At 48.9% G+C, this 25574-nt stretch carries 23 protein-coding genes, 2 tRNA genes and 6 pseudogenes; 15 read left to right on the top strand and 16 right to left on the bottom strand.

Annotated elements, in window-relative coordinates:
* On the bottom strand, window positions 1-212 hold a 212-nt coding region (locus HMPREF1028_RS05760; RefSeq protein WP_009311845.1), incomplete at its 3' end, for a response regulator transcription factor.
* A pseudogene (locus HMPREF1028_RS05755) lies at window positions 202-2025 on the bottom strand (histidine kinase). The gene HMPREF1028_RS05760 and the pseudogene HMPREF1028_RS05755, both read right to left, overlap by 11 nt.
* A 309-nt stretch (window positions 2026-2334) precedes the next feature.
* Here HMPREF1028_RS05755 and HMPREF1028_RS05750 point away from each other — a divergent pair.
* Complete coding sequence (locus HMPREF1028_RS05750) at window positions 2335-2916, top strand: molybdenum cofactor guanylyltransferase (protein ID WP_009311842.1); 582 nt, start codon at window positions 2335-2337, stop codon at window positions 2914-2916.
* A 119-nt stretch (window positions 2917-3035) separates the two neighbouring features.
* Here the strand turns inward: HMPREF1028_RS05750 and HMPREF1028_RS15480 are convergent.
* The 6 genes and pseudogenes from HMPREF1028_RS15480 to ampD form a co-directional block, all read right to left on the bottom strand.
* A pseudogene (locus tag HMPREF1028_RS15480) lies at window positions 3036-3098 on the bottom strand (transposase); the annotation flags it as partial.
* A 71-nt stretch (window positions 3099-3169) separates the two neighbouring features.
* Window positions 3170-4039 (bottom strand): UTP--glucose-1-phosphate uridylyltransferase GalU, encoded by an 870-nt coding sequence (gene galU / locus HMPREF1028_RS05745; RefSeq protein ID WP_009311841.1) that lies wholly within the window; start codon window positions 4037-4039, stop codon window positions 3170-3172.
* 232 nt (window positions 4040-4271) lie between these two features.
* Complete coding sequence (gene ligA / locus HMPREF1028_RS05740) at window positions 4272-6746, bottom strand: NAD-dependent DNA ligase LigA (RefSeq protein ID WP_009311840.1); 2475 nt, start codon at window positions 6744-6746, stop codon at window positions 4272-4274.
* A gap of 30 nt (window positions 6747-6776) precedes the next feature.
* Window positions 6777-6884 (bottom strand): annotated as a pseudogene (locus HMPREF1028_RS14620) (IS5/IS1182 family transposase); the annotation flags it as partial.
* A 114-nt stretch (window positions 6885-6998) separates the two neighbouring features.
* The gene (locus HMPREF1028_RS05735) at window positions 6999-8255 is read right to left on the bottom strand and encodes a cell division protein ZipA C-terminal FtsZ-binding domain-containing protein (RefSeq protein ID WP_003763891.1); all 1257 of its coding nucleotides are present in this window, start codon (window positions 8253-8255) and stop codon (window positions 6999-7001) included.
* A gap of 235 nt (window positions 8256-8490) precedes the next feature.
* Window positions 8491-9063, bottom strand: coding sequence for a 1,6-anhydro-N-acetylmuramyl-L-alanine amidase AmpD (gene ampD / locus HMPREF1028_RS05730; RefSeq protein WP_009311839.1), 573 nt, complete (start codon window positions 9061-9063; stop codon window positions 8491-8493).
* Between the two features lie 128 nt (window positions 9064-9191).
* On the opposite strand from ampD, the gene mltG reads away from it, so the two are divergent.
* Complete coding sequence (gene mltG, locus HMPREF1028_RS05725; protein WP_009311838.1) at window positions 9192-10196, top strand: endolytic transglycosylase MltG; 1005 nt, start codon at window positions 9192-9194, stop codon at window positions 10194-10196.
* 113 nt (window positions 10197-10309) lie between these two features.
* Here the strand turns inward: mltG and HMPREF1028_RS14615 are convergent.
* Together HMPREF1028_RS14615 and HMPREF1028_RS05720 are read right to left on the bottom strand one after the other, a co-directional pair.
* Window positions 10310-10423, bottom strand: a pseudogene (locus tag HMPREF1028_RS14615) (IS5/IS1182 family transposase); the annotation flags it as partial.
* A gap of 66 nt (window positions 10424-10489) precedes the next feature.
* Window positions 10490-11233, bottom strand: a complete 744-nt coding sequence (locus HMPREF1028_RS05720) for a hypothetical protein (RefSeq protein WP_009311837.1) — start codon at window positions 11231-11233, stop codon at window positions 10490-10492.
* Between the two features lie 261 nt (window positions 11234-11494).
* On the opposite strand from HMPREF1028_RS05720, the pseudogene HMPREF1028_RS14610 reads away from it, so the two are divergent.
* A pseudogene (locus HMPREF1028_RS14610) lies at window positions 11495-11650 on the top strand (IS5/IS1182 family transposase); the annotation flags it as partial.
* Window positions 11651-11765: 115 nt separating this feature from the next.
* A complete protein-coding gene (locus HMPREF1028_RS05715) occupies window positions 11766-12107 on the top strand; it encodes a hypothetical protein (RefSeq protein ID WP_009311836.1) in 342 nt (113 codons plus the stop codon).
* Between the two features lie 264 nt (window positions 12108-12371).
* Here HMPREF1028_RS05715 and HMPREF1028_RS05710 read toward each other — a convergent pair whose 3' ends face one another.
* The 3 genes from HMPREF1028_RS05710 to HMPREF1028_RS05700 form a co-directional block, all read right to left on the bottom strand.
* Window positions 12372-12887: a single-stranded DNA-binding protein gene (locus HMPREF1028_RS05710; protein WP_003742079.1), complete on the bottom strand. Its 516-nt coding sequence runs from the start codon at window positions 12885-12887 to the stop codon at window positions 12372-12374.
* Between the two features lie 3 nt (window positions 12888-12890).
* Complete coding sequence (locus HMPREF1028_RS05705) at window positions 12891-14273, bottom strand: MFS transporter (RefSeq protein ID WP_009311835.1); 1383 nt, start codon at window positions 14271-14273, stop codon at window positions 12891-12893.
* Between the two features lie 129 nt (window positions 14274-14402).
* The gene (locus HMPREF1028_RS05700) at window positions 14403-15032 is read right to left on the bottom strand and encodes a lytic transglycosylase domain-containing protein (protein ID WP_009311834.1); all 630 of its coding nucleotides are present in this window, start codon (window positions 15030-15032) and stop codon (window positions 14403-14405) included.
* A gap of 280 nt (window positions 15033-15312) precedes the next feature.
* Between HMPREF1028_RS05700 and ppx the strand changes: the two genes are divergently transcribed.
* The 7 genes from ppx (at window position 15313) to HMPREF1028_RS12945 (ending at window position 21088) form a co-directional block, all read left to right on the top strand.
* The gene (gene ppx / locus HMPREF1028_RS05695) at window positions 15313-16851 is read left to right on the top strand and encodes an exopolyphosphatase (protein ID WP_009311833.1); all 1539 of its coding nucleotides are present in this window, start codon (window positions 15313-15315) and stop codon (window positions 16849-16851) included.
* Window positions 16852-17178: 327 nt separating this feature from the next.
* Window positions 17179-17652, top strand: a complete 474-nt coding sequence (locus HMPREF1028_RS15475) for a metallophosphoesterase (RefSeq protein ID WP_009311832.1) — start codon at window positions 17179-17181, stop codon at window positions 17650-17652.
* 75 nt (window positions 17653-17727) lie between these two features.
* The gene (locus HMPREF1028_RS15470) at window positions 17728-18051 is read left to right on the top strand and encodes a hypothetical protein (protein ID WP_232203805.1); all 324 of its coding nucleotides are present in this window, start codon (window positions 17728-17730) and stop codon (window positions 18049-18051) included.
* A 432-nt stretch (window positions 18052-18483) separates the two neighbouring features.
* A tRNA-Lys gene (locus HMPREF1028_RS05685) sits at window positions 18484-18553 on the top strand.
* Between the two features lie 5 nt (window positions 18554-18558).
* Window positions 18559-18634 (top strand) — tRNA-Met (locus HMPREF1028_RS05680).
* Window positions 18635-18678: 44 nt separating this feature from the next.
* On the top strand, window positions 18679-18864 hold the full coding sequence (locus HMPREF1028_RS05675; protein WP_036529257.1) for a hypothetical protein: 186 nt from the start codon (window positions 18679-18681) through the stop codon (window positions 18862-18864).
* A gap of 238 nt (window positions 18865-19102) precedes the next feature.
* Window positions 19103-21088 (top strand): slipin family protein, encoded by a 1986-nt coding sequence (locus tag HMPREF1028_RS12945; RefSeq protein WP_009311830.1) that lies wholly within the window; start codon window positions 19103-19105, stop codon window positions 21086-21088.
* A 347-nt stretch (window positions 21089-21435) separates the two neighbouring features.
* On the opposite strand, the gene HMPREF1028_RS05665 is transcribed toward HMPREF1028_RS12945, so the two are convergent.
* Genes HMPREF1028_RS05665 through HMPREF1028_RS05655 form a run of 3 tightly spaced genes read right to left on the bottom strand, consistent with a single transcriptional unit; the run spans window position 21436 to window position 22965 of the window.
* Entirely contained in the window at window positions 21436-21909 is a 474-nt protein-coding gene (locus tag HMPREF1028_RS05665) for a hypothetical protein (protein WP_009311829.1), read from the bottom strand.
* A 56-nt stretch (window positions 21910-21965) separates the two neighbouring features.
* Window positions 21966-22211, bottom strand: coding sequence for a hypothetical protein (locus HMPREF1028_RS05660; protein ID WP_009311828.1), 246 nt, complete (start codon window positions 22209-22211; stop codon window positions 21966-21968).
* A 22-nt stretch (window positions 22212-22233) separates the two neighbouring features.
* Window positions 22234-22965, bottom strand: a complete 732-nt coding sequence (locus tag HMPREF1028_RS05655) for a hypothetical protein (protein WP_009311827.1) — start codon at window positions 22963-22965, stop codon at window positions 22234-22236.
* Between the two features lie 152 nt (window positions 22966-23117).
* Here HMPREF1028_RS05655 and HMPREF1028_RS05650 point away from each other — a divergent pair.
* From HMPREF1028_RS05650 to HMPREF1028_RS05635, 4 genes and pseudogenes are all read left to right on the top strand, one after another.
* A pseudogene (locus HMPREF1028_RS05650) lies at window positions 23118-23453 on the top strand (DUF3990 domain-containing protein); the annotation flags it as partial.
* An 18-nt stretch (window positions 23454-23471) separates the two neighbouring features.
* A complete protein-coding gene (locus tag HMPREF1028_RS05645; protein ID WP_009311826.1) occupies window positions 23472-23831 on the top strand; it encodes a hypothetical protein in 360 nt (119 codons plus the stop codon).
* Window positions 23832-23919: 88 nt separating this feature from the next.
* A complete protein-coding gene (locus HMPREF1028_RS05640; RefSeq protein WP_009311825.1) occupies window positions 23920-24597 on the top strand; it encodes a hypothetical protein in 678 nt (225 codons plus the stop codon).
* 34 nt (window positions 24598-24631) lie between these two features.
* Window positions 24632-25306, top strand: a complete 675-nt coding sequence (locus tag HMPREF1028_RS05635; RefSeq protein WP_009311824.1) for a hypothetical protein — start codon at window positions 24632-24634, stop codon at window positions 25304-25306.
* The last annotated feature ends 268 nt before the right edge of the window (window positions 25307-25574 follow it).

The raw sequence follows: 25574 nt of genomic DNA, 5'->3' as shown, positions 1-25574 counted from the left end.
AAGATTTGTGCCAGTGCTTCGCGTCCGTTCATGACGGGCATGTCAAGGTCGAGTAAGACGACATCGGGTTTGAGCTGTTCCGCCATTTTGACGCCGGACAAACCGTCGGCAGCTTCTCCGATGACTTCGAAGTCGCTTTGACGGGAGAGCAGGGCTTTGATGCCGCTGCGGAAGAGTGTGTGGTCGTCAATGAGGATGATTTTAATAGTCATGGGTCGTTCTCTTGTGTTGCGGTAAGGTTAAGGTAACGGTTGTGCCTTGTTCGGGCTGGGATTGGATGTCTAGGTTGGCATTGATGCGGCGGGCGCGTTCTTGCATGATGCCGAGTCCGACATGTTCGCCGGAGAGTTTGTGCAGGTGTTGCAGGTTAAAGCCGATACCGTCGTCTTCGATGCTCAGGGTAAAGTTTTGTTGGTTGAGCATGCTGATTTTGACGTGTTGGGCTTTGGCGTGTTTGCGGATGTTGGACAGGCTTTCTTGCAGGATGAAGATGATTTGCAGCTGTTCGTCATCGTTTAATGTGCGGCCGTCGTCCTGCCATACTGTTTCGACATTGATTTTGGTTTGGCGTTTAAACCTGGACAGCAGGGTGGTTACGGCTTCCGGGAAGTCTTTGTTGCTGATTTTGGTTCGGAAATTCAGCAGGAGTTCGCGCACGTCTTCGTAACATTCTTGTACGCCGTCTTTGATGAAGCGGATGTTTTCTTCGGCTTGTTCTTTCTGGTCGGCATGGAACGCGCTTTCCAGCATTTGAACTTGAAGATTGAGGAAGGTCAATGCTTGGGCGATGCTGTCGTGCAAACCTTGGGCGATCAGGTTGCGCTCTTGGAGTACGGCAAGCAGGCGCCGCTCTTGTTCGAGACGGCTGCTGGCGATGGATACACCTAATTGACCGCATAATGTACGCAGGAGTTCGTTGTCGTTGTCGTTAAGTGTGGGGTCGTCTGAAAAATATAGGGTCAGGATGCCGAGTTCTTCTTCTTGATAGGTGATGGGGAAAACGACGGTATGTTTGAATAGGGGTGTTTCTTCTTCAGGTTGGGTTTGTTCGGTATCTGAATCTCTGTCTTCGGCTTCAGACAGTCCGATAGAGGCAATAAGATTTGTGTTTTTACGGTCGTTGTCTAAAAGGCGGATGCTGCCTGCGCTTGCGGAAACGGCAGGCAGGGTCCGTGCTAGGAATTCTTCTGCCGCTTCGCGCGGGGTTAGGGTTTGGTGCAGGTCTCGCGTGGTTTGGTAGAGCAGGGTCAGGTCACGGTTTTGACGGGCGAGGTCTTGGGTTTGTCTGGCGACTTGTCCTTCCAAATCGGTATAGAGGACTTTCAGACGACTGCTCATTTGATTGAAGCCTTTGCTGACTTGCGCAAACTCTTGAATCTGTTCGGTATCGATTTGTACGCCGAATCGGCCTTGGCTGATGGTTTCCACGCCGTCGCGCAGGGTTTCAAGCGGACGGATAATCCAAGCGTAGTGCCATACGATCATTAAACCTGCGGCGACAAAAATCATCAGCATCATCGCCATTTGGAAACGGCGCAGCCATAAGGTGTTTTTTTCGTTGGCGTTTTCCTAATGCCTGCAAGAACAATTCGTATATTGCCGGCAAAGACGGTAGAGTTCGATCTGCGTCGGTCTGCGGTAACGTTTCAGCGCGGGTTGGATGTTTGACTTCCAGTCGATTAAGAGCATGGATTGGATCAGGCCATAGGCCGGCGGTGTTTCCGAAGGCATCAGGGGATAGATGGCATCGCTTTGGGTGATGCGCAGGAGTGTTCCTTCAAATTCGCGCAATTGGTTGTCGATTTGCGCTTGCGGGGTGCGTTCGCTTGCCATATAAGCCAAACGGTAAACCTGCATTCTCAAGCTTGCGGCATCATCAATGACGGTGGCTGCGTTTTCCAGCCTCAGCGATAAAATCAGGGTCAGGATGACGGACAATAAAGCCGAACCAACCCATAAGACAGTCAGCAGTTTTAATCGTGAGGACAGGCTCAGGCCGCCTGAAAATAGGGTTCGTAAGCTCATGGAATAAAGGAAGGGCGTTTTGTTGCCAAATGTTATAAACATATCATCCTTTAGGCGGGGAAACAACCTGTCCGAAGGGGAATTTGGTGTGAATAAGGCGATATGCGCTTTAATGTAAAATCGTGTTATGATAAAATTCACTTTATATGAATTTTATCGCGGGCAACCGTCTTTTCAGACGACCTGGGATGATGTGCCGATTTCGCAGGGAATCGGTAGGAACATAACACCTATGAATTAAAAACATAAGAATCAGCCGATTAACAGTATGGGCACACAAAACCAGCGACTTCACAAAGGACTACCAAAATGAAAACCTTCGCATTGATATTGGCCGGCGGGCAGGGAGAGCGAATGGGAGGGACGGATAAAGGATTAGTATTGTGGCGTGACAAACCTTTGATTGATCATGTTATTGAAGCGTTGCGTCCACAAGTTGAACACATTGCTATCAGCGCCAACCGGAATTTGGAAGAATATGCTCGCCGTAGTGCGCATATTTTTGCCGATTCGCGCCAATGGCAGCATTTGGGACCGCTGGCGGCTCTGTGTACGGCTGCCAATGATTTGCAGATTGCGGCGGCGGATTGGCTGCTGGTGGTGCCGTGCAATATGCCTGTGCTGCCGTCTGATTTGGTGGCGAAATTTGAAACGGTTTCCAAGCGCACGCCTTTGTGCAATGCGTTTTATGTGGAAACACCGGTCACGCCGCATTACAACGTAATGTATATCCGTCCGCAAATCCTGCAAAGCACCGTCCCGTATTTGTATTCAGGGATGAAAACCTTGAGCGGCTGGCTGCATCAGCAACGGGCGAGATCGGTGCATTTTGGTTCGGAACATGTTTTTTTCAGCTGCAATACGCAGGAAGATTTACGGGGGCCGCTTTAAGCTTTAAGCATTACACTTCGGTTTTTATAGTGGATTAACTTTAAACCAGTACGGCGTTGCCTAGCCTTAGCTCAAAGAGAACGATTCTCTAAGATGCTGAAGCACCAAGTGAATCGGTTCCGTACTATCTGTACTGTCTGTGGCTTCGTCGCCTTGTCCTGATTTAAAGTTAATCCACTATACACAGAAAACCGTGTGTCCGTACAAACAAAAAGGTCGTCTGAAATTTTCAGACGACCTTTTGTCATTTGCTTTATTGGGGGATGTATTGTTTCAGCAGTTCGCGGAACTGCGCGCCGGTTTCCGGATGTTTCAAGCCGTAGGCGACAGTGGCTTCGAGATAACCCAATTTGCTGCCGCAGTCGTAGCGTTTGCCGTCGAAGGCATGGGCGAGGACGAACTCGTGATCCAACAGGCGGGCAATGCCGTCGGTCAGTTGGATTTCGTTGCCCGCACCGCGCGGCAGGTTTTCCAGAAGGCTGAAAATGCGCGGGGTCAGGATGTAGCGGCCGACAACGGCAAGGTTGGACGGCGCTTCTTCGGGTTTCGGTTTTTCGACGATATTGGTAATTCTTTGAAAGCTTTTCAGTTTTTTCACTTCAACAATACCGTACGAGCCGGTTTGCGACGGATCGACGGTTTCCACGCCTAAAACGCTTTTGCCGCTTTGATTGTAGATATCGACCATTTGCTTCAGCGCGCCTTTGGGCGCGTCAATTAAGTCGTCGGCAAGAATGACGGCGAAGGGTTCGTCGCCCACTGCGGCGCGGGCGCACAATACGGCGTGTCCCAAGCCTAAAGCCTCGGCCTGGCGGATGTAAAGACAGGTAATGTTGGAAGGCAGGATGTCTTTGACGTGTTCCAGCAGTTTGTCTTTTTGACGCATTTCCAGCTCGGTTTCCAGCTCGTAGGCTTTGTCGAAATGGTCTTCGATGCTGCGTTTGTTGCGGCCGGTGATGAACACCATTTCGGTACAGCCTGCTTCTACTGCTTCTTCTACCGCATATTGAATCAACGGTTTGTCGACGATAGGCAGCATTTCTTTTGGGCTGGCTTTAGTAGCGGGCAGAAAGCGCGTACCCATACCGGCTACGGGGAAGACGGCTTTTTTAATCGGTTTCATTCAGTTTCCTTCTATTTGATTGTCGAATCGAAAATTCAGACGACCTCGGTTGTCTAGGTTTGACTTGGTTGCCACATTGTCGGCGGCAAAAAGGTAAGGCATTTAAAAGGCGTTCAACAGAATTAGAGTGTTCATTCCCCGATAAGTTGCCAAATTGATTGAGAACAGAATCAACGATTTGGACAGTCGGGAAGTTGGCTCGGTCACATCCTTGAGTATTTTTAATAAATGCTTAATCCAGCATCGCCAAAAGCTCTTCCTCACTCAAAACTGCCACACCCAAGGCATTGGCTTTTTCCAGCTTGCTGCCGGCAGCTTCTCCGGCGACAACGTAGTCGGTTTTTTTGGACACGCTGCCGGAAACTTTGCCGCCTGCGGCTTCGATCAAAGCTTGGGCTTGGTCGCGCTTGAGGGTGGGCAGGGTGCCGGTTAGCACAAAGGTTTTGCCCGCTACGGCTTCGTTTAGGTCGTCTGAAACCGTTGCTTCTTGGTTTTCAGACGACGTTTGGGCGAAGAAGGTTTTCAGGTTTTCGAGCAGGGCGGCGTTTTGTGTTTCGCTGCGCCATGCTTGCCAGTCGGCGGGGAGGGCTTTGTCGGTTTGCAGACCTTCTATGCTTTTACCGGCGAGTTCCCATAAGGCTTGGGCTTTGTTTTCGCTGATTTTGAAACCGGGCAGGCGGGCAATCCAGCGTTGCGGCTCGGCGTGGCGGGCGGGTGGGATGGTAACGGCTTGGGTTTGCGGGGCAACGCCTGCGGCGAGCAGCTCGTCTATCATCGCCTGCTGCGCGTCTTGGGCGAAGAAGTGGGCAATGGAGTGGGCGACGACGGTGCCGATGTCGGGCAGGCAGGCGAGGATGGGTTCGGGTGCGCGGCGGACGTGTTCCAACGAGCCGAATGCCTGCGCCAGCGTTTTGGCGGTGCGTTCGCCGACGTGGCGGATGCCGAGCGCGAACAGGAAGCGGGCGAGTTCGGGCGTTTTGCTGGCTTCTATGCCTGCGAGGATGTTTTCCGCCCACTTGGTCGGCTGTTTTTTGCCGGTTTGGGTGTTGGATTCAGACAGGTCGCCTGAAACCGTTTCTGTGTCGCCGTTTTCGTTTTCAGACGACGCTTTATCTGCCGTTTCCTTCATTTTTTGCAAGGTCGGGATGTCGAGGCGGTAGAGGTCGGCAAAATGGCGGACGAGGTTTTGGGCGACAAGTTGCTCGATTTGTTTTTGACCGAGTCCGTCGATGTCCATCGCTTTGCGCGAGGCGAAGTGGATTAAGCCCTGCGCGCGTTGCGCCTGACAAAGCATACCGCCGCTGCATCGGGCGACGGCTTCGCCTTCTTCGCGTTCGATTTCGCTGCGGCAGATGGGGCAATGGGTCGGCAGGTGGTAGGGCTTGTGGAGCGGAACAGATTGGGTTTGATTGGTAGACGGTGTTTCGGCAAAGAGGTCGTCTTGTTGGTATTTGAGGCCGTCTGAAACGTTGGAAACGGCGGTTTCCTGCATCGGGCGGCGTTCGAAAATCACGCGCACGACTTCGGGAATCACGTCTCCGGCGCGGCGCACGACGACGGTATCGCCGACGCGCACGTCTTTGCGCGATACTTCGTCCTGATTGTGCAGGGTGGCGTTGGTTACGGTTACGCCGCCGACGAATACGGGTTGCAGGCGGGCGACGGGGGTAACGGCGCCGGTGCGCCCGATTTGCACATCTATGGCTTCGACGATGGTCAGGGCTTCTTCGGCGGGAAATTTGTGGGCAATCGCCCAGCGCGGCGCGCGGGAGATGAAGCCGAGTTCGCGTTGTTGCGCCAAGCTGTTGACTTTGACCACCATGCCGTCGATTTCGTAGGGTAGGGAGGGGCGTTTTTGCTGCATTTGTTCGTAAAACGCCAATACTTCGCCGATATTTTTGAAACAGCCGAAATTGCCGTTAGGCAGGCTGAAGCCGAGTTCTTGGAAATAGGCGAGTTCTTGGATGTGTTCTTCCGCGACGAAACCGCCTTGCTGGCGGGCAATCGAGTAGGGGAAAAAGTGCAGTTTGCGTTGCGCGGTGATGCGCGAATCAAGTTGGCGCAGGCTGCCGGCGGCGGCATTGCGCGGATTGGCAAAGGGTTTTTGCCCGTTTTCGGTTTGTCTTTTATTGAGGGCGGTAAAGTCGGCTTTGAGCATCAGCACTTCGCCGCGGACTTCGATGAATTCGGGCGGATTATCGCCGTGCAGCCGCAGGGGGATGTTGGCGACGGTTTTGACGTTTTGGGTAACGTCTTCGCCTATCGTGCCGTCGCCGCGTGTCGCAGCCTGCACCAATACGCCGTCGCGGTAGAGCAGGCTGATGGCGAGGCCGTCGAATTTGGGTTCGATAACGTATTCGGGATTGCCGCCGTCCAAACCGTCGCGCACGCGTTGGTCGAAAGCGTACATTTCGGCATGGTCGAACACGCCGTTTTCATCTTGCGGGGAAAAGGCGTTGGTCAGCGACAGCATCGGCACTTCGTGGCGCACTTCGGCAAATCCCGCCAAAGGCTCGCCGCCGACGCGCTGGGTCGGACTGTCGGGCAGTTTGAGCTCGGGATGGTTTCGTTCCAACGCTTCGAGTTCGCGGAATAGTTTGTCGTATTCGGCATCGGGTACGCTGGGTGCGTCGAGGGTGTAGTATTCGTAGGCGTAGCGGTTGAGGAGGTCGGTGAGGTGGCGGATGTGTTGTGCGGTCGGGTTCATGGAGGAAGGTTTTCAGACGACCTTTGTCTGATATAGCGGATTAACTTTAAACCAGTACGGCGTTGCCTCGCCTTGCCGTACTATCTGTACTGTCTGCGGCTTCGTCGCCTTGTCCTGATTTAAATTTAATCCACTATACATGATGGGACGGGCAAAGGTCGTCTGAAAAATGATAGGTTGAAAACAGTTGGATTTTACCCGAAAAAAAGCGGATATGCCGTAACGACATATCCGCTTTGATTGCATTCAATTTTAGGAGAACAGGCGCAGGGCTTGTTTGCTGCCGGGTTTGATGCCGACTTTGAGCATTTCTTCCTGACGCGCCAAGACGTAATTGCGAATGTCTTTGAGCCATTGGGTAGAAACTTCCTCCATTTTGTCGTTGACCAAATCCAAGCCCAACTGACCGGAGAGGCGTACCGCCAAGTCCATGAAGAGGTCGAAGGTTTTTTCGCCGGCGGGCGCATGCGGGATGTCGAGCAGCATGCTGAAGCCTTTGTAGGACTGGTTGTCCAAAAGGGCGTTGGTAAAAGCATCGCCTGTGAGGCTATGGATGGCAAACATCGGGCTGCCGGTTTGTCCGGTGTAGTGGAATGCGCCGTCTTCGCCCAATACGAAGCCGAGGTTTTCAACAGAAGCGCGCAGTTCGACGCCGCTGATGTTGCTGTGTGAAACCAAGTGGATGGCGATGGTTTGATCGACGCGGGCGCAGAAGGTGTCCAATGCCTGCGCGACTTCGGTAAACGCTGCCAAATCGGTGTGGAGGACTTTGCCGCCCATCAGTTGGGCGAAGGTGTCAACCTGTTGGTTGAACTGTTGCAATTCTTCTTGGGTTGCCAAACCGTTGCGGCTGACTGCTTGCAGGCCGACGACGAAACCTTGGTAATAAACGCTCGGAATCGGTTCGGCAACTTGGAAGCGGTCGTCCATGGTGCAGCCGATGATTTGGAAACGGTGGCGGTTGGACAGGCGGGGCAGGGCGTGCAGCTCTTGCGCTTCGGAGAGGGCGATGTAGGCGAGGTAGTCGAAGCGCGGGTCAAACCACGGCAATTCGACTTGAGACAATTCGTCCAAGCTGACCAAAGGTTGGTTGGCGGCGGACGGCAGGTTGACCGGCTCGTCGCTGGCGGCTTGGGTGGTGATTTCGTTGTTCAGGCCGATGACGGTATGCTGTACCGGCTCGTCGGTAAAGTCGTCTTCAATCGCCAACTCGACATCGGTTTTGATGGCGGAAGGTTTGGCGAGTTTGGCTTTGGCGGCGAAGATTTCGTCTTGTTCTTGCAGATTGCGCAGCGCGGCTTCTTGGGCTTTGTTCGCTTTTTTGACGAACAGGCCTTTGCCGCCGGATTCTTTGCCGTCGCGCACATGGCTGGTTTTACTGTTCAGTAGCGCGTCTTTGTCGGAGTGGCCGAACTGCTCGCGCACCTGTTTGCGGTATTGGTTTTCTTGGTACATATTGTAGGCGATGACGGCAAGGATGACTGCCAAGCCTAAGACGATGAAAATCATGGGTAATCACTTTTTTGTAAGAGCGGCATTCCGTCTTCGTTGCCCGGGGTGGTTTGCCTTTGGGCGTATGCGGAATCGTATTGCCGCGAGTAAGTTCGTCGGAGTCGGACACGGATTGTCCCGTATGGATGCTCGATTATAACGAAAATAAACTTTTCTGACAGCAAATGCCGAGAATGATAGCCCAAAATCGGGCCAGGTCGTCTGAAAAATGCTATATGGCATTTTTGAGCGATTAACGGACAACCGGAAAACCTGCCGCCTGCAATCTTTGCCAGTCGAAAAAGTGGCCGGGGTCGGTTTTGCGGTCGGGTGCGATGTCCTGATGACCGGTAACGGCGGTGATGGGGTAATGCCCGACCAACGCTTGCAGCAAGGTTTCCAGCGTTTGATATTGCGCTTCGGCAAACGGCTCGAAATCGCAGCCTTCCAATTCGATACCGACCGAAAATGCGTTGCACTTTTCGCGTCCGCGAAACGACGACACGCCTGCGTGGTACGCCATATCGTTGCAAGAAACGAACTGCACCGCCTCGCCCTCGCGGGTGATCAGAAAATGGCTGGAAACGCGCAAGGTGTGGATGACGCTGAAAAACGGATGTTCGTTGGGGTCGATGCGGTTGGTAAACAGCTTTTCCACCGCGCCCGTTCCATATTCGAAAGGCGGCAGCGAAATATTGTGTAAAACCACCAGCGACACGGCTTCTGATTCTGCCCGCGGCTCGAAGTTCGGAGAAAACGCGCGGCGCGCAGGCTGCCACCAGCCTTGTTGCCAGCCAATGTCTTGGCATTCGGACGGAAGATTCATATTCAGACGACCCTTTATTTCAGACGACCACTGAGGCGGAAAAAACGTACGTCGGGCGGGCGCGCAGGGAAGAAGGCGCGCATTTCGGTTATACTGTCGCACGACGTTCACAAATCAAAAATCCTACCATGCTGAAAAAAATGTTGAAATGGTTTGCGGTATTTTTTGTTGCCGTTGCCGCCGTGTTCGCCGCCTTGCTGTTCGTTCCCAAAGACAACGGCAAAGCATACCGTATCAAAATTGCCAAAAACCAAGGCATTTCTTCCGTCAGCCGTACGCTTGCCGAAGACGGAGTCGTTTACAACCGCCATGTGCTGGTCGCAGCCGCCTACCTGATAGGCGCACACAACAAACTCAACGCCGGCTCGTACCGCCTCCCTTCCAGCATTTCCGCATGGGGCATTTTACAGAAAATCCGCAACGGCAGACCCGATGCCGTTACCGTTCAAATCGTCGAAGGTTCGCGTTTTGCCACCATGCGTAAAATCATCGATAACACGCCCGACATCGAACACAAAACACGCGGCTGGAGCGATGCGGAACTCATGCAGGCGATTGCCCCCGACGCGCTCAGCAGCAATCCCGAAGGCCAGTTCTTCCCCGACAGCTACGAAATCGACGCAGGCAGCAGCGATTTGCAAATCTACCAAACCGCTTATCAAACCATGCAACGTCGTCTGAACGACGCTTGGGAAGATCGCCAAAGCGGATTGCCCTACAAAAATCCGTATGAAATGCTGATTATGGCGAGCCTGATTGAAAAAGAAACCGCCCACGAAGACGACCGCGCCCATGTTGCTTCCGTATTCGTCAACCGCCTCAACATCGGCATGCGCCTGCAGACTGACCCGACCGTGATTTACGGCATGGGCAGCGCGTACAAAGGCAAAATCCGAAAAGCCGACCTCCAGCGCGATACGCCGTATAACACCTACACCCGCAGCGGCTTAACCCCGACCCCCATCGCCCTGCCGAGCAAAGCTGCTCTTGAAGCCGCCGCGCATCCGTCGAATGAAAAATACCTCTATTTCGTCTCCAAAATGGACGGTACCGGCTTGAGCCAGTTCAGCCATAATCTGGAAGAACACAACGCCGCCGTACGCAAATATATTTTGAAAAATAAGCCGAACTAAGCTTCAAAAGCATAAAGGTCGTCTGAAAACTAGAAAACCGGTTTTCAGACGACCTTTTGTCTTAGGACGATTTAGAACAGATTATTCCTGTTTATCTTTATCAAGTTATTTTATAGTGGATTAACTTTAAACCAGTACGGCGTTGCCTCGCCTTGCCGTACTATCTGTACTGTCTGCAGCTTCGTCGCCTTGTCCTAATTTAAATTTAATCCACTATATTTTCATTGCTACTGCAAAATAAAAAGCGGTCTGAAACCTTATTTGGTTTACAGACCGCTTTTATTATTTATGCCTTATCGGGTAGGCGGTTTGGCGTATCCGTCATCGGCGGGAAAGGCTTGAGGTTCATTTCTGCTGCGGTTTGGGTCGTACAGTTCGAAAATTGCAGTGCCGATTACACCCGTATTGCGGATGGAGCCATTATCCGAGTTGGCGGCATAAGAGTCGCGGGGGCTGCTAAAGACAAACGACGCCACCGCGCTGCTGCTTTTGCGGAAACCTTCGATTTCTAAAGAATCATGAGGGTACAAGACATAACCGTCGGCGTATTTGCTGGCCGATTTGCCTGAAATCACATCCAAACCATCAACGCTGGCTACGATTTCCAAGGTTTTGTTGCTGTTGTTTTGATAGACCAAACGGTATGCCTGTCCGTCCGTACCGCGCAGATAGTAGTTGCCTTTGTCACGGAATATCGGCAGCAGGCTGCCATCGTCACCGCGTACAGACAATTCCACTTTGCCTGAAGCTAAAGCAATCGAATTGACGCTGCGGCCGCGATAATCTTTGGAAGAGTAGTTTAATACGCTTTGCGCCAAAGGTTCCTGACTGACACGGCGCAAATCTACAGAATGAACAGGAGATTCCACCTCATCGCCCCAACCCGTTCCTAATTTCTCTGCCGCTTGCGCACTTTGGCTCGGTACGGCTGAATTGGTGGCAGCCGGTGCTTCAACTGCTTGATGTGATTGTGAACAGGCTGCTAAAACGGCAGTCAGCAACATCGGCAGCCATAATTTAAATTTCATTTGAGGCATAATCGCTCCTACGATAAATTGGATGATGGATAAACAACCTGAAATTACATAATAAAACTTACCGTATCATTATTATTTTTTCTAAATAACAAGGACAATACAGCAAAAGAGTTACCCATAATCTATACATTTACTTCAAATGGGTAAGAAACAGTATTACATCATACTTTGTAGATTTATACGTCTAAAGCGCTTATCAAAGAACTTTTCTCATTGGAGCATTGTCAATAAACAGGATAAATAAGGGTAAAACCGTCGGTCAGGCCGTCTGAAAGTCATCTTCAAGACTTTATTTATGATTCTAAAGAGTTTTATAGTGGATTAAATTTAAATCAGGACAAGGCGACGAAGCCGCAGACAGTACAGATAGTACGGCAAGGCAAGGCAACGCCGTACTGGTTTAAAGTTAATCCACTATAAATAGTGTATTGTCGACTTCAATGATGAAGATTTGTTGAGAGATACCGTATTGTTATGGATGGCAATTTTGACGGCACACTAGAAGATGCTTCTATCGAAGGATAAAATGACGATGAAAATTAAAGTAGCTATGCTGGGTATTACCGGCTTGATATTGTCCGGCTGCTTTTTCGCCAATGACGAAATCAAGTTGGATGATATTGGGAATTTCAAAATTACAGTCAATGAAGCTAAGGATTATAGGCAGGTTCATTTGACAGGTTTAGTAGGCAATAGCGCAATGGGCATTTCAGATATAAAGACAACTTCCCGCAATGATGAGCTGAATATTACTTTATTTCAAAAATTGGCGGATTCAAAATATTCAGGAAGGCTAGATAAAGAAATTGCTCTTGAACGCAATATTAAAAAGATTACTTATGGTTCTAAACACGAGATTATCTGGCAGGAGTAAATCGGTTTTATTCGGTATCTCTATTGCTTTTCAATAATACTGTTTAGCGGTTTAAACACAAAGAAAAAGGTCGTCTGAAATTAAAGTTTCAGACGACCTTTGTGCTTGGAGGGTATCGACAATAAAAGCGCGGTCAAATTTTAAAGCATTTTTGTAAATGGCTTTCAAAGTCTGACGGATTGCTTTCATCCAATACAGATACCCAATCTATCCTCAAACCTCGGCGGTTTGTATCAAGCAATATTGTTGGGTTGTTTATATAACTCAGAACGGAATATCGTCGTCGATGTCCTCGACAGGGGCTGCCGGTGCGGCGGGAGCTTGGCGGCGGGGGGCGGCAGGGGGTTCTTGGTTTTGCGGGGCGGCTTGGTATTGTTGCTGCGGCGCTTGTTGTTGGTAGCCGCCTTGGCTGTAACCGCCGTCGTCGTAAGGTGCGCCGCCGCTGTTATCGTTGCGGCCGCCGAGCATTTTCATTTCATTGGCGATAATGTCGTATGCGGTGCGTTCGATGCCATCTTTGCCTTGGTATTTACGGCTTTGGATGCGGCCTTCCAGATAAACTTGGCTGCCTTTTTTCAGATATTGTCCGGCGATTTCGGCGAGACGGCGGTACATGGTGATGTTGTGCCACTCGGTGCGTTCTACGCGCTGACCGTTGCGGTCGTTCCATGTTTCGCTGGTGGCAACGCTGAAATTGCAGACGGCTTCGCCGTTGGGCATATAGCGGACTTCGGGGTCGCGACCGAGACGGCCGATAAGGATGACTTTGTTCAATGACATTTTTTAAACTCCTGTGATGATGTTTTCGGCGGCCTCTTGGTCAAATCCTTTTTGCAACGCCTTGATGTAAATGGTTTGTTTGTCTGCGCTGAAGGTAATGCTTTCGACGCCTTCGACTTGGGACAATGCTTGGTAGAGCGAATCGTGTTTTTCCTGCCATACGGGGCTGACGGGATAGCTGAGGTTTTTGACGGGTTTCGGCGCGGGGGCGAGTACGGCGATGACCAGCCACAACAGCATCAATACGCTGCAAAAGGTGAAAACGCCTGCAAAGCCGTATTGTTGAAACAGCCATCCGCCGCTTGCGCCGCCTACAAACAGCCCGACGGACTGCATGGTATTGTAAACTCCCATCGCCGTGCCTTTCAAATCGGCCGGTGCAATCTTAGACACCATGGACGGCAGGCTGGCTTCCAATACGTTGAAGCCGATAAAGTAAACAACCAGATAGGCGGTAATCAGCCAAATCGAGTGCATGCCGAACAATAAGCCGATTTGCGCCGCTGCGATGCAGGCGATGCCGAGGATGAAGACTTGTTTGAGCTTGTTGCGGGTTTCGCCAATGATGATGAGGGGGATCATAATCACCAGCCCTGCGATGGTTGAGGGCAGATAGACTTTCCAATGCTGGATTTTTTCCAAACCGAGCTGCGTCATGGCAAAAGGCAGGGCAGTGAATAACGCCATTTGTGCGGCGTGCAGCGCGAAAATGCCGAAATCCAGGTTGAGAAGCTGGCGGTCGCGGAGGACTTCGCCCATGCGTGAGGGTTGCGCCTGTGTGTCTTCGTGCAGCTTCGACACTTCGGGGGCGGGAGTCATCCAAGCGACAACACCTATGCTGATGACGGTCAGGATGCCGGTCAGCATAAACAATCCGGGAACGCCGATTATGTCGGCAATCATCGGGGCGACCACCAGGCTGACGGAAAAGGTCAAACCTATGCTCAAACCTATCATCGCCATCGCGCGGGTACGCACGCCGTCCCGGGTCAAGTCGGCAAGCAGCGCGGTTACTGCGGCGCTGACTGCGCCCGCCCCTTGAATGGCGCGCGCGGCAACCAGCATGGGCAATGAGTTAGCGGCAGCGGCGAGAAAACTACCGGCGGCAAAGACAATCAGTCCGACATAAATGGTTTTTTTGCGCCCAAATTTATCGGAGGCGATGCCCAAAGGCAGTTGCAGCAAAGCCTGTGTCAGCCCGTAGATACCCATTGCCAGACCGACCAAGGTTTTGTTGTTTTCCGCGCCGGGCAATGAGGCGGCATATAAGGACAAAACGGGGAGAACCAAGAACATCCCCAACATACGCAGTGCGTAAACGCCGGAGAGGGTGGTGCTGGCACGCCATTCGTGCGGAAACATTTGGATGCGGGTGTCTTTTGCCATAAACGGTTTTTCAGACGACCCGGTAGGATTTTGAGGTCGTCTGAAATTTTAAAATTATCAGATGTGCGGATTATACAGGATTCAAAAGGGTTTGCATTTGCACGGGCCGCAGCCGTTTATACCCCGCGGTCAGCCCCACTGCCAACGGTTGCGCCATGCGCCTAAGACGGCGTTGGGGTATTTGTTGCTGCCCAGGCTGCCGTTGAAGCGCGCCAAAGCGCGGACGATGTTGCCTTTTTCGATATTGTTGTAGTGGCGCAGGATGGTGCAGCCGTAGCGCAGGTTGGTACGGATGTCGAACAGGTTGTGCGAAGGTTTGCCAATATAGTTTTTCCAAAACGGCATGACCTGCATCAGCCCGCGCGCGCCCACGCCGCTGATGGCGTATTGGCGGAACGCGCTTTCGACTTCGATCAACCCTAAAATCACTTGGGTATTCAGCCCCGCGCGGCTGCTTTCGTATTGGATGTTGACCAGCAGGCGGCGGCGTTCGGCGGCCTCGGGAACGTAGCGGGCAAGGCGGGAGGACATCGCCGCCAGCCAGCGTTCACCTTCGTTTGGATCGGCGAACACGAGGCGTGGCGGATTGACATTGTTGATGGAGCTGCGCATCACTGAAGCGACATCGTCGGCAAGCGTTTCTTCGCGTTGCGCGCCGGCGAGTGCGGCTGCAGGACTGAGCAGCAATGCGCCGCCAGCCAGTAAAAAGCGGCGGCGGGACGGGGATTCGGGCGTGAGGATCAGGTTTTCCGTTTTCATGTGTACTGTCATTCGTTTAGTCGGTTTAAAGGTCGTCTGAAAACCCTATTTTTGTTTTCAGACGACCTTTTGACGTTTGCAAAACGGGTATTATAAGAATATCTCCGTGCGGAATCAAAGGTGGCGTACATCATTGATGAGCAGATTGACTTGAAACAGACAATGCGTGATACATCAATACGGTGCAATATTGCGGCGGTTTAAAGTTGATCTGCGATATTGTCAATCAACGGCGGGACAGAGTAACATTAGAGCTTCGTTTATCCACCGGTATCCCTTCATGACCACTACGCCCACCAATGTCCTGGCATCCGTCGATTTAGGTTCCAACAGCTTCCGCCTCCAAGTTTGCGAAAACAACAACGGACAACTGAAAGTCATCGATTCCTTCAAACAAATGGTGCGTTTTGCCGCCGGTTTGGACGAACATAAAAACCTCGACGAAGCATCCCAAGAGCGTGCCTTGGACTGTTTGGCAAAATTCGGCGAACGGCTGCGCGGGTTCAGGCCCGAACAAGTGCGCGTCGTGGCGACCAATACCTTCCGCGTAGCAAAAAATATCGCCCAATTCCTACCCAAAGCCGAAGCCGCACTGGGCTTCCCCATCGAAATCATCGCAGGCCGTGAAGAAGCCCGCCTCATTTACACCGGCGTCGTCCACACCCTGCCGCCCAACGGCGACAAAATGCTCGTCATCGACATCGGCGGCGGCTCAACCGAATTTGTCATCGGCTCCGACCTCCAGCCGCTCGCCACCGAAAGCCTGCCTTTAGGCTGCGTCACTTACAGCCTGCGTTTCTTCCAAAACAAAATCACCGCCAAAGACTTCCAAGCCGCCATCTCCGCCGCCCGCAACGAAATCCAGCGCATCAGCAAACTCATGAAGCGTACAGGTTGGGATTTCGCCATCGGCACCTCCGGCTCCGCCAAATCCATCCGCGACCTCATCGCCGCCGAGCTGCCCCAAGAAGCCGACATCACCTACAAAGGCATGCGCTACCTCGCCGACCGTATTATTGAAGCCGGTTCCGTCAAAAAAGCCAAATTTGAAAGCCTCAAGCCCGAACGTGTGGAAGTGTTCGCCGGCGGACTGGCCGTCATGATGGCAGCGTTTGAAGAACTTGACCTCACCAAAATGACCGTTACCGAAGCCGCCCTACGCGACGGCGTATTCTACGATCTGATTGGACGCGGTTTGAACGAAGACATGCGCGATCAGACGACCGCCGAGTTCCAAAACCGCTACCACGTCAGCCTCAACCAAGCCAAACGCGTTGCCGAAACCGCGCAAGCCTTTATGGACAGCCTGTGCCACGCCAAAAACGTAACCGTCCAAGACCTTGCCCAATGGCAACAATACCTCGGCTGGGCAGGCAGACTGCACGAAATCGGACTCGACATCGCCCACACCGGCTACCACAAACACTCCGCCTACATCCTCGAAAACGCCGATATGCCCGGCTTCTCCCGAAAAGAACAAACCATACTCGCGCAACTGGTCATCGGACACCGCGGCGACATGAAAAAAATGGCGGACATCGTCGGCAGCAGCGAAATGCTTTGGTACGCCGTCCTCTCCCTGCGCCTCGCCGCACTTTTCTGCCGCGCCCGCCTGCCTTTGGATCTGCCGCCGCAAACCCAACTGCGCGCCGACGAAACCGGCAAAGGCTTCATCCTGCGCATCAGCCAAAACTGGCTCGAGCAACACCCCCTAATCGCCGCCGCGCTCGACTACGAAAGCGCGCAATGGCAAAAGATCGATATGCCTTTCAACGTGCACGCCCCAATAGGGTTAGAAAATGGTAAAAAGGTCGTCTAGAAAATTAGATTCAGACGACCTTTTTGTTATTTGCAGGGATGTAGTGATTTGAGATAAGGATTCTGAATCCAAATATTTTTTAATATTTGAAACAGGTCGATAATGGCTGACCCATCAGATATTTTATTAATGGGTATGGTTTGGGATGAAGCATGGGCTTTCCCCAATAAATCACTCAAATATAATGCTCTAACACATCGATAGTGTTCCCTATTTAAGATTAAGCAAGTAAAAAACGTTTACCGTTTGCTGCTAAAATGTGTCTTATATTTAAAGCACCGGTATGTCCGCTTCCTCATTTCCATTCATTCGATTGAAATTTCTCCCATGCTCCGTTTCGCTCTATTCGCCGATATCCATGGCAAATTCTTATTTCCTTTTAAGCTGGTACATCACTACCAGCAAATTACAGGCAAAAGCATAGATTTGATTCTCCAATGTGGTGATATGGGTGCTTTTCCCAGTAAAGATTGTATGGATAAAGCCACCTTGCGTCATGCTGCAAAAGATCGCAATGAATTGGGATTTATGGACGATTTTGTGCAACCGAATCCTCAAATCGCCCGATTCCTCGATAAACTTAATATCGATATGCTTTGCGTACGCGGCAATCATGAAGATCATGGTTTTTTAGACGAATTAGAACGGCAAAGCGAGCAGGCTGTTTTTACCATTGATGCTTATGAGCGCGTTTGGGTACTCAAAACGGGGGAGCCGTTTGTGTTTCAAAAAGGAGGAGAATCGCTGGAAATAATCGGCATCGGCCGTATTGGCGATAGAAAACAACGACCTCATGGCTAATTTATCCAAGAATATGAACGTCAAAATCTGCGCCGTTTGGTTAAAGATTGCCTGAAAAACAAACATGACCCTGATGTGCTGATTACGCATGATAAGTTTGGTGACAGCCAGCGCGGTTATGGCTCTGTTGAAATTGCAGAAGTGATGGATAAGCTTGCTTTTGCCTACCATTTTTACGGACATACTGGAGAAGCATATCAGCAAAATTTGGCAGACAACGGCATTACACAGTCGGTAAAAATTAAAGAATTGGAATTTGACGGAGAGGGTAAGTTGTCGGAGGGGTGTATGTTGATTTTGGAAGTAGAGCAGCAGAAGGGTGACAAGCATTTTACGCTTTCACCTGTACCATTAAACGAGATTATCCATTTTATGCGGGATACTTGGCGATATTACTGATGTAAAAGGGGCGGATAAGGAAATCCGTCCTTTTATTTTGGTTGATTGTTTTAGATAATTCGAACCCTTAATGATATTTGATTTGGAACCGCTGTAAGAAATGGTAACGGCAAAGGTAGTAGAGGCATTATCGGCTAATGGGCTGCTTAATAGTGCTCGGAATGAATGGCAAACAACTTACTAAATCAATATTTGTTTTCAGGCTGTCTTTTTAATACAATCCGTCCATGCTTTTCAAAGCGATTAGCGGCGGCTCTGCGTGTTTAACGGCAGGCAGAACTGTGCGGGCGGCGTGCCGATTCCGTATCCTGCGCTACGAAAGTGGCGGAAAGCAGAAAACCAAAGGCAAAAGCGTGTTTCGTCTAGTGGGAAAGACGGCGGGCATAGGGTCCACAAACATGGGTTCGAATCCCATAGCACAAAGCCGATGGAAAGTGTTTAGCTCACTCGGTAGAGCATCAGAATTTTATTCTGACGGTAGCGGGTTCGATTCCCGCAACACAAGCATTTGAATTAGCTCATTGGGTAGAGCAAAGGACTCATAATCCTTGTGTAACAGGTTCGACTCCTGTATTCAAAACCAAGCCTGTCGGGGCTTTATCCGACACTATCCTTTCACGATAGAAAATGGTTTGTAAAACCGACATTTATTGGTCTCAAAAACCAAAAACGCAGTACCGCAACCTGCTGCTGCCGCTTTCTGCGCGGCGCGGCGTCGGACGGTATTTCAGGCAGCCTGCACCATTGGGGTCGTCTGAAACCTATCCGCCGCCACACCGCAAAGACAACGGGCAAGGCTTGCGGCCCGGCTGACGCAAAGGCGGGCACGATACCGGCGCACGGCAAAACGGTTTAGGCAAGATGTGAAACCCAAGCCCTGCGCTGCTTTCATGCTCCCCGATGTACACACGGGTCCGCCGCCTCTGGCTGTTGCACAAGCGGCAGCGGCAGGTTGCCCCTATTTCTTCGGGTTGCCGTTTTCAGGCGGCCTGAAACGGGGTTTGGGGCAACGGAAATGTCCAAGCCCAATCCATTTTAAAAAGGAAACGTCATGTTCAAAAATTTCGTCGTCAAACCCACCGAACGCCTTATCGTTCTGCTGGACGGCAGCCTGCACACCGTTCTCAATGCGGGGAAACACACTATTTGGCATTGGGGCAAGGAAATTGAAACACACAAACAGGACGCGACCGTGCTGCATGTGCAGTGGAACGGCATCGGCAGTTTGTTGAAAATCGCTTCGGAACGCAAAAAGGCGGAAAAATTCCTGCAAATTGTCCATAACCCTGCCGGACACAATACACTGGTATGGCACGATGAAATGCCCGTATTTACCATGACCGACAATACGGACTATTGGGCGTTTTTCCGTCCTGAAAAAGGCGAATTGAATACGCTCACATTGGCGCACAACGAATACTGGCTGCCTGAAAACGTGCAGGAAACGCTGCTGTTGCGCAACCAAGTACCGTCAAACTGCGAGAAATTTGTCGTGGAACAACACGAACGCCTGCTTATCCGCATCAACGGGCGTTTGCAGCGCGTGCTGGGCGAAGGGCGGTATCTGCTGCAAAGCAAGGCAAGAGCGAAAAATAACGAAATCGAAATCGAACGGCAACACACAGCCAACACAATGTATCATCAATGGGAAGACGCGCAGAAATGGGCGAAAGAGCAGCCTGAAAATCCGCAATGGCTGGTACTGGAAAGCCCTGTGGGACAAAACACGTTGGCGTGGCATCAGGATTTTGGCGCAAAGGTCGTGGCAAGCGGCGAACACGCAGCGTTTTGGCTGCCTGAAAATGGCGAAATTGAAACGCACACGCAGCCGAAAACCGAATACTGGCTGCCCGAAAATGTGCAGGCTGCTTTGCTGACACACGCCACGTTGGACAAACCCCTGCAAAAATATACCGTTAAAGCCAACGAACGCCTGCTGATTACCGAGCGCAACCGCCTGATGCGCGTGCTGGGCGAAGGTGATTATGTGCTGCTGTTGGGCGAGGAACATAAAGCCCTGTTTGCCGATACAGGCATACCCGTTTACGAAAACACGGCGCAACTGGCGCAATGGGCGGCGCAAAATCCCGAACTCGCAGCGGCGCATTGGCAGCGCGTGGAAGCCGGTGAAAACGAATTGCTGCTGTGGTCGCAAAACGGCAAGCTGCAAAACCTGATCCGCCCCAAAGAAGCAGCGTGGTTCTGGCGCGAAGCGGCTCAGCCGTATGAAATCCAACGTATTGATTTATCTAAAGGTTTGGCAATCGATACGGATACAGTGAAGCAGTTGCAGAACATCAATTTCGGCGGCCATCCTGTGTTTAAAAATGCAGTGCACACGGTAAACGTACCCGAACACCATCAGGGCTTGGTCTATATCGACAACGTGCAGCAACCGCCTCTGATGCAGGGTCGTTACCACTATTGGCTGGTAAACCAAACGGTCGGCAGCCAAGTGGCGGATTTGCGTTTGCAGACTTGCGAAGTATCGGGGCAGGAGCTGCTGACTGAAGATAAGGTTACCGTACGCGCCAATGTGGTATGCAACTACCGGATTACGGACGCACCCAAATGGTTTGCCCAGCATCAATCGCCCGAAGAATATCTCTACCGCGAATTGCAGTTTGCCATCCGCGCGCTCATCGGCAGTAAAAGTATGGACACACTGTTGGAGGACAAACAGGGCTTGGATACGGAACTGACCGCACTTATCCGCGCCAAAGTACCGCAGGGCGCGGAAATCGACAGCGCAGGCGTGAAAGACATTATCTTGCCGGGCGAAATCCGCAGCATCTTAACGCGCGTAGTGGAAGCCGAAAAATCCGCCCAAGCCAACAACATCCGCCGCCGCGAGGAAACCGCCGCCACACGCTCGTTGCTGAACACCGCGCGCGTGATGGAGGAAAACCCGACCGCCCTACGTCTGAAAGAATTGGAAACATTGGAAAAAGTTACCGAGAAAATCGACAAGATTTCGGTATACGGCGGATTGGACGGCGTGTTGAAAGGCTTGATTAATATTCAGCAGCCGAAATAGGATTTTTGGCCGCCTGAACACGCCGCACGGCAGAAAAGCAGCCTGTACTTGGAAATTTGGAAGTGCAGGCTGCTTTTTTGGATAAAGTGTATGAGGTCTTTGCAATAATATAAGTTACTAAATTTTTATGCTCAATATCATTTCCAAAATGAAAAACCTTTCTGATTTTTCCTACTTTTTACTCAATATCAGAAAGGTTTTAGTTAATTGAAAATTTTTTGGCGTACTCTTAGGTGCCAAATTTCGTTAATAGACCATTTTTGCAAAGGTCTCTGTAAGTGGCTTTCTCAAATATGAGCTTTTCTGACATTGCAGTAATAGATTGCGAAGTAGGATTTATTGAACATTCAATAAAAAATATGTTTCTTTAAATAGCCTGATTCAATCAGTGGGAAAACATCAGACAGCGGGGAAATCAATTTAACATCTGCGTGATGAATCATTACGTGTTCATTTTGGTTTAATTCATTCTTATATCTTCTGTACAAATTTTTATCATTATCGAAAAACCAAACTAAAGCATATATCTTCCCATGAATATTTTTTGATTCATGATATAACTTTCTAAATTTAACTCTATTTCCTTCTTTATTCAATCTTTCAAAGCTATTGCTTTGCTTGGATTTCGACCCTTCTTCTCCAATTAATTTACTTTCCAATGCTTTGGCATGGGCTAATCTTGAAACATCACTATCATTTTTACCTGAACGAAAATTCATATTTCCTCCGGCTATTGCCGTAGTTAAGAAAAATAAACCTAACAGAGCTATGAGCATTTTCTGCCATTTCGTTTTGTCGGTTTTAAAAATGAGGATTCCCATAATAATGCTCCTTTCTGAGAGGTCGTCTGAAAAATCATTTTCAGACGACCTGAACTTTATTGTGGCAAGACAAAATTGTCTAACGTCAGTCCCGCATCGCGCAAGCTTTGTACGTATTGCTCAAACACGGTTTGATAATCGTCCGACTGTATCACAGCGGAAAACATCGGCTGCTGAGGATGCTCGCCCTCGGGCAGTTCGATTAGCACGGCTTTGCCTCCCAAGTCGGCACAGGTCGTCTGAAAACGGGGAAGGGCAGAGTAAGGTTGCGGCGTGGCAGTAAGGTGGAGTTCGTAATACATGGTTTCAGACGACCTTAATGTTCTAGGTTGTTTCGTTTATTTGTTTCGGTAGGCCGGATTGCAGGAAATCGGACATTTCGCGATAAAACGCCATAACAATTTGCATTTTTTGCTGGTCCGGTTCGCTTGTTTGAGGTCGAATGTTTATTTCATCTATCAATTCGCGTAACGGGCGGCGTTTGGTGGGATTGGCTTCGTCCAATATAAAATACAGAATTCCCCCGTCTTGTATCAACCTGCGGTGGGCATCCATTATATGACTGTTAAAAAATAAATTTTGAATCAGATTGGTGCGTTGTTCATCATTTTGTGGAGGTTTAGCGGTCTCAGGAAGCAACACGGTTTTGTTACAAACGCAGGATTGAGGTTGTTTGAGCGCAAAAACGGGCAGGTAAAACATCATCAACATTGCCTTCAGAATGTCGCAGAAATGCTCTTCAGCCTCGTCATCGCCCTGTTGCAGGCAAGCGGGCAGTTGGCAGGTTTGAAGGGTAAAGTCCCATTCGCTGCAACCTGTAGGCAAACCCAGTTCCAGATCCAAATAAAAATGACCATCCAGTTCGATAAAATGCCATGGCGTTCGGTTGGCGCGTACGCGCGGCAGATGCAGATAGGGATTACGGCAAATCCTTAGGTACAGGCGGATCAGATGGGCAATATTACCGCAATAAGCAGGGTTGAGTTGACGTACGCGGTTAATGCGGACGCTCTTTTCTTTTGGACGGAAGGAGCAGGGCGGTTGTTTGGTTTTCATTAGAATGGTTGGGTGGTTTTTGTCGTAGCCAGGTGTGTTTAAATTAGTTTGGTGTAAGGGGTGTGTAGAACGCACGCCCACGGTTTTGCTGTTTAGACGACTTCTTCTATGTCAGCCACCTTAATCCTTCTGGTTAAGGAGGTTTCTACGTTACAACAAACTGTATGCAAGCAGAAACATGGGTAGCAAGGAAGAACGTTCCTATAACACAATTTGATATACCTAATTCTGAATTGGATAAGTTAGATATTAAAAAATTCTCATCTGCTGATTTGGAATGGGGAGATTTTGTAACAAAAGGTCGAAAGGGCACTTTAAACCATAACCATGATTCGGTAAGTGGTCCGATGTTGGCAAATCCAAGTGATGCTAAAAGAGGAAAAGCACATAAAGCTATAGGTTTGCAGTTTGTTATTTTACAGAAAAAAGCATTCAATTTATTTAATCGGTTTAAAAAAGTTAATCAAACTGGTAAAAATTGCTCTTAATCTGCCATAAGGAAAAAAATGTTTGATGATTTTAAAGATAATATGATATTCACTGATAATGAAACTGGTGATAGAGTTATTTTTCATAGAAAAACTTGGTTGTATATAATATTTGGGATACTAACCCATTATTTAAGATATACCGATGATTATGCGGAAAAGATAATAAATGAATCTTTTTTATGTTCTAAGGAAGAGTTAAATTTTCATTCGGTTGGTATGCTATGTCATGATGAAGAGTATCATTGGGCAATGTTGTTGGTACATGGGGACAATTATTGGAATCATGGTTTTAATATTGAGCTGCCAGATGATTACTATGACTGGATGGATAGTTATATAAAAAATAATAATTTAAAGTTAAATATATGTGATTAATTGGGGCAATTAGTAAGATTGGCTCAAGACCTAACAAAAGGATAAGCAGGCAATATAAAAACGATCTATGGTTGATTAGGAGATATTTATGATTAAAGTTATAGACTTAAGAAGTGAATATAGTACAAATCCAATATTTGTGAATTTCAATAGACAAGCTTATGCTATTCCGACGTTATATGTTAAATCGCTTCCTAAATTTGACTCTAAAAAAATCAATACCTGTTTGATTATTTTGCATCCGCATAACAATTTCCCAGAAAAACCGAATATACAAGGGTTTGCAGATTTCTATCTGTATTTTAATTTTGATAAGTATTTTGCGTCTTCTGATACTGAGAAAAAAATGATGCAATTACAAGCAGTCCATCAAGGAATGTTGGGTATTGCAGTTGAGCAGGGCTGGAATACGGAACCGTTTGAAATAGCATATCAAGCCTGTTTGGACGCTGATCTTGTCTTAAATACTCAAATTAAAAAACGTAAAATGAGTCCGAATAGAAAGCAATATTTGTCCATATTTGCGCATTGTGATCTCTATCATTTTAAAATTACTTGGACAGTATCTGATAAAAAAGGAACAATCCTTCAAAGGGGACCTCTATTTTCAGAAGAACCTTCTTTCTTGGCTATGGGCTATCGGTTGAATTTTCATTGGATAGATGACGAACATTTTATTGTCGAGTCCAATTACAAAGGACTGATTTCAGATACTTGGGAAGTTGATATTTTGAATGGGACTGTCCTAGTAACTAGCAAATTGTAGCCTGCATAAATCAACAATTACAACAAAGGCCTAAATGATGATTAAAGAAATTAGCTTACCTCTCGAAGATTACACAAAATATAAAAACATTAGCAAAGGAATGTTTGCTATATCAGAACTATATTTGGTATCTCTACCAAAATTTGATTCAAAAAAAGTTTTTAAATGTAATATTTTTTTGTGTGAGGATCGACAATTTCCAATTAAAGCGAAAATACCAGGTTTTGCTATATCGTACCAATTTTTTGATTTTAAAAAATATCTTTCTTTAAATGAGGAAGATAGAAAGCTCATGGTATTACAAGTTATTCATCAGGGAATGCTGGATATTGCTGCTGATTACAATTGGGATACAAAACCGTTGGAAGAAGCTTACCAAAGTTGCTTGACTTCCGATCTAACTTTTAAAAAACAAATCAAAAAGCGCAAGCTAAGTCCGAACAGAAAACAATATCTGTCTTTATGGGCATATTGCGATCAACACCACTTTAAAATCACTTGGACAGTATCTGATAAAAAGGGGGAAATAGTTAAGCAGGGTACATTGCTGACAGAACAACCATCTTATATCGACATATTGCGTAGCTTGAATTTCCATTGGGTAGACGACGAACATTTTATTGTTGAGTCCAAATACAAAGGATTGATTTCAGATACTTGGGAAGTTGATATTTCGAATAGTGCTGTCCTAGCAACTTGCTGGTTTTAGCCTGTGTGAGACTTCCAATTTTGACGTGGCGTGTGTCGGGATACATGCAGCGGTTCCTGCTTTTCAGACGACCTCAATCCTTAAAGTGAAATTATGATTAACGAAATTTGTTTATACTGTCAAAACGATGAAAGGGCTTCTGAATTTAATCAAGAAACCTTTGCTATTCCGGAGCTTTATCTCGTTTCAATACCTAAGTTTGATTCCAAAAAGGTGATTAAATGTAATATTTTCTTATGGGAGAATGGTCCATTTCCGCCCAAAGAAA

It is taken from the genome of Neisseria sp. GT4A_CT1 (assembly GCF_000227275.1).
GTDB lineage: Bacteria > Pseudomonadota > Gammaproteobacteria > Burkholderiales > Neisseriaceae > Neisseria.
This window is presented reverse-complemented; position numbering and strand designations above follow the sequence as displayed.

What these genes read in the sequence shown, in the direction of transcription:
- galU (WP_009311841.1), bottom strand. Translation starts at nt 4,039, where the DNA reads ATGAAACCGATTAAAAAAGCCGTCTTCCCCGTAGCCGGTATGGGTACG.
- HMPREF1028_RS12945 (WP_009311830.1), top strand. Translation starts at nt 19,103, where the DNA reads ATGTTCAAAAATTTCGTCGTCAAACCCACCGAACGCCTTATCGTTCTG.
- HMPREF1028_RS05700 (WP_009311834.1), bottom strand. Translation starts at nt 15,032, where the DNA reads ATGAAAACGGAAAACCTGATCCTCACGCCCGAATCCCCGTCCCGCCGC.
- HMPREF1028_RS05645 (WP_009311826.1), top strand. Translation starts at nt 23,472, where the DNA reads ATGTTTGATGATTTTAAAGATAATATGATATTCACTGATAATGAAACT.
- HMPREF1028_RS05720 (WP_009311837.1), bottom strand. Translation starts at nt 11,233, where the DNA reads ATGCCTCAAATGAAATTTAAATTATGGCTGCCGATGTTGCTGACTGCC.
- HMPREF1028_RS05715 (WP_009311836.1), top strand. Translation starts at nt 11,766, where the DNA reads ATGAAAATTAAAGTAGCTATGCTGGGTATTACCGGCTTGATATTGTCC.
- HMPREF1028_RS05660 (WP_009311828.1), bottom strand. Translation starts at nt 22,211, where the DNA reads ATGTATTACGAACTCCACCTTACTGCCACGCCGCAACCTTACTCTGCC.
- ligA (WP_009311840.1), bottom strand. Translation starts at nt 6,746, where the DNA reads ATGAACCCGACCGCACAACACATCCGCCACCTCACCGACCTCCTCAAC.
- HMPREF1028_RS05635 (WP_009311824.1), top strand. Translation starts at nt 24,632, where the DNA reads ATGATGATTAAAGAAATTAGCTTACCTCTCGAAGATTACACAAAATAT.
- ppx (WP_009311833.1), top strand. Translation starts at nt 15,313, where the DNA reads ATGACCACTACGCCCACCAATGTCCTGGCATCCGTCGATTTAGGTTCC.
- mltG (WP_009311838.1), top strand. Translation starts at nt 9,192, where the DNA reads ATGCTGAAAAAAATGTTGAAATGGTTTGCGGTATTTTTTGTTGCCGTT.
- HMPREF1028_RS05705 (WP_009311835.1), bottom strand. Translation starts at nt 14,273, where the DNA reads ATGGCAAAAGACACCCGCATCCAAATGTTTCCGCACGAATGGCGTGCC.
- ampD (WP_009311839.1), bottom strand. Translation starts at nt 9,063, where the DNA reads ATGAATCTTCCGTCCGAATGCCAAGACATTGGCTGGCAACAAGGCTGG.
- HMPREF1028_RS05640 (WP_009311825.1), top strand. Translation starts at nt 23,920, where the DNA reads ATGATTAAAGTTATAGACTTAAGAAGTGAATATAGTACAAATCCAATA.
- HMPREF1028_RS05675 (WP_036529257.1), top strand. Translation starts at nt 18,679, where the DNA reads ATGGTTTGTAAAACCGACATTTATTGGTCTCAAAAACCAAAAACGCAG.
- HMPREF1028_RS05750 (WP_009311842.1), top strand. Translation starts at nt 2,335, where the DNA reads ATGAAAACCTTCGCATTGATATTGGCCGGCGGGCAGGGAGAGCGAATG.
- HMPREF1028_RS05735 (WP_003763891.1), bottom strand. Translation starts at nt 8,255, where the DNA reads ATGATTTTCATCGTCTTAGGCTTGGCAGTCATCCTTGCCGTCATCGCC.
- HMPREF1028_RS05655 (WP_009311827.1), bottom strand. Translation starts at nt 22,965, where the DNA reads ATGAAAACCAAACAACCGCCCTGCTCCTTCCGTCCAAAAGAAAAGAGC.
- HMPREF1028_RS15475 (WP_009311832.1), top strand. Translation starts at nt 17,179, where the DNA reads ATGCTCCGTTTCGCTCTATTCGCCGATATCCATGGCAAATTCTTATTT.
- HMPREF1028_RS05710 (WP_003742079.1), bottom strand. Translation starts at nt 12,887, where the DNA reads ATGTCATTGAACAAAGTCATCCTTATCGGCCGTCTCGGTCGCGACCCC.
- HMPREF1028_RS05665 (WP_009311829.1), bottom strand. Translation starts at nt 21,909, where the DNA reads ATGGGAATCCTCATTTTTAAAACCGACAAAACGAAATGGCAGAAAATG.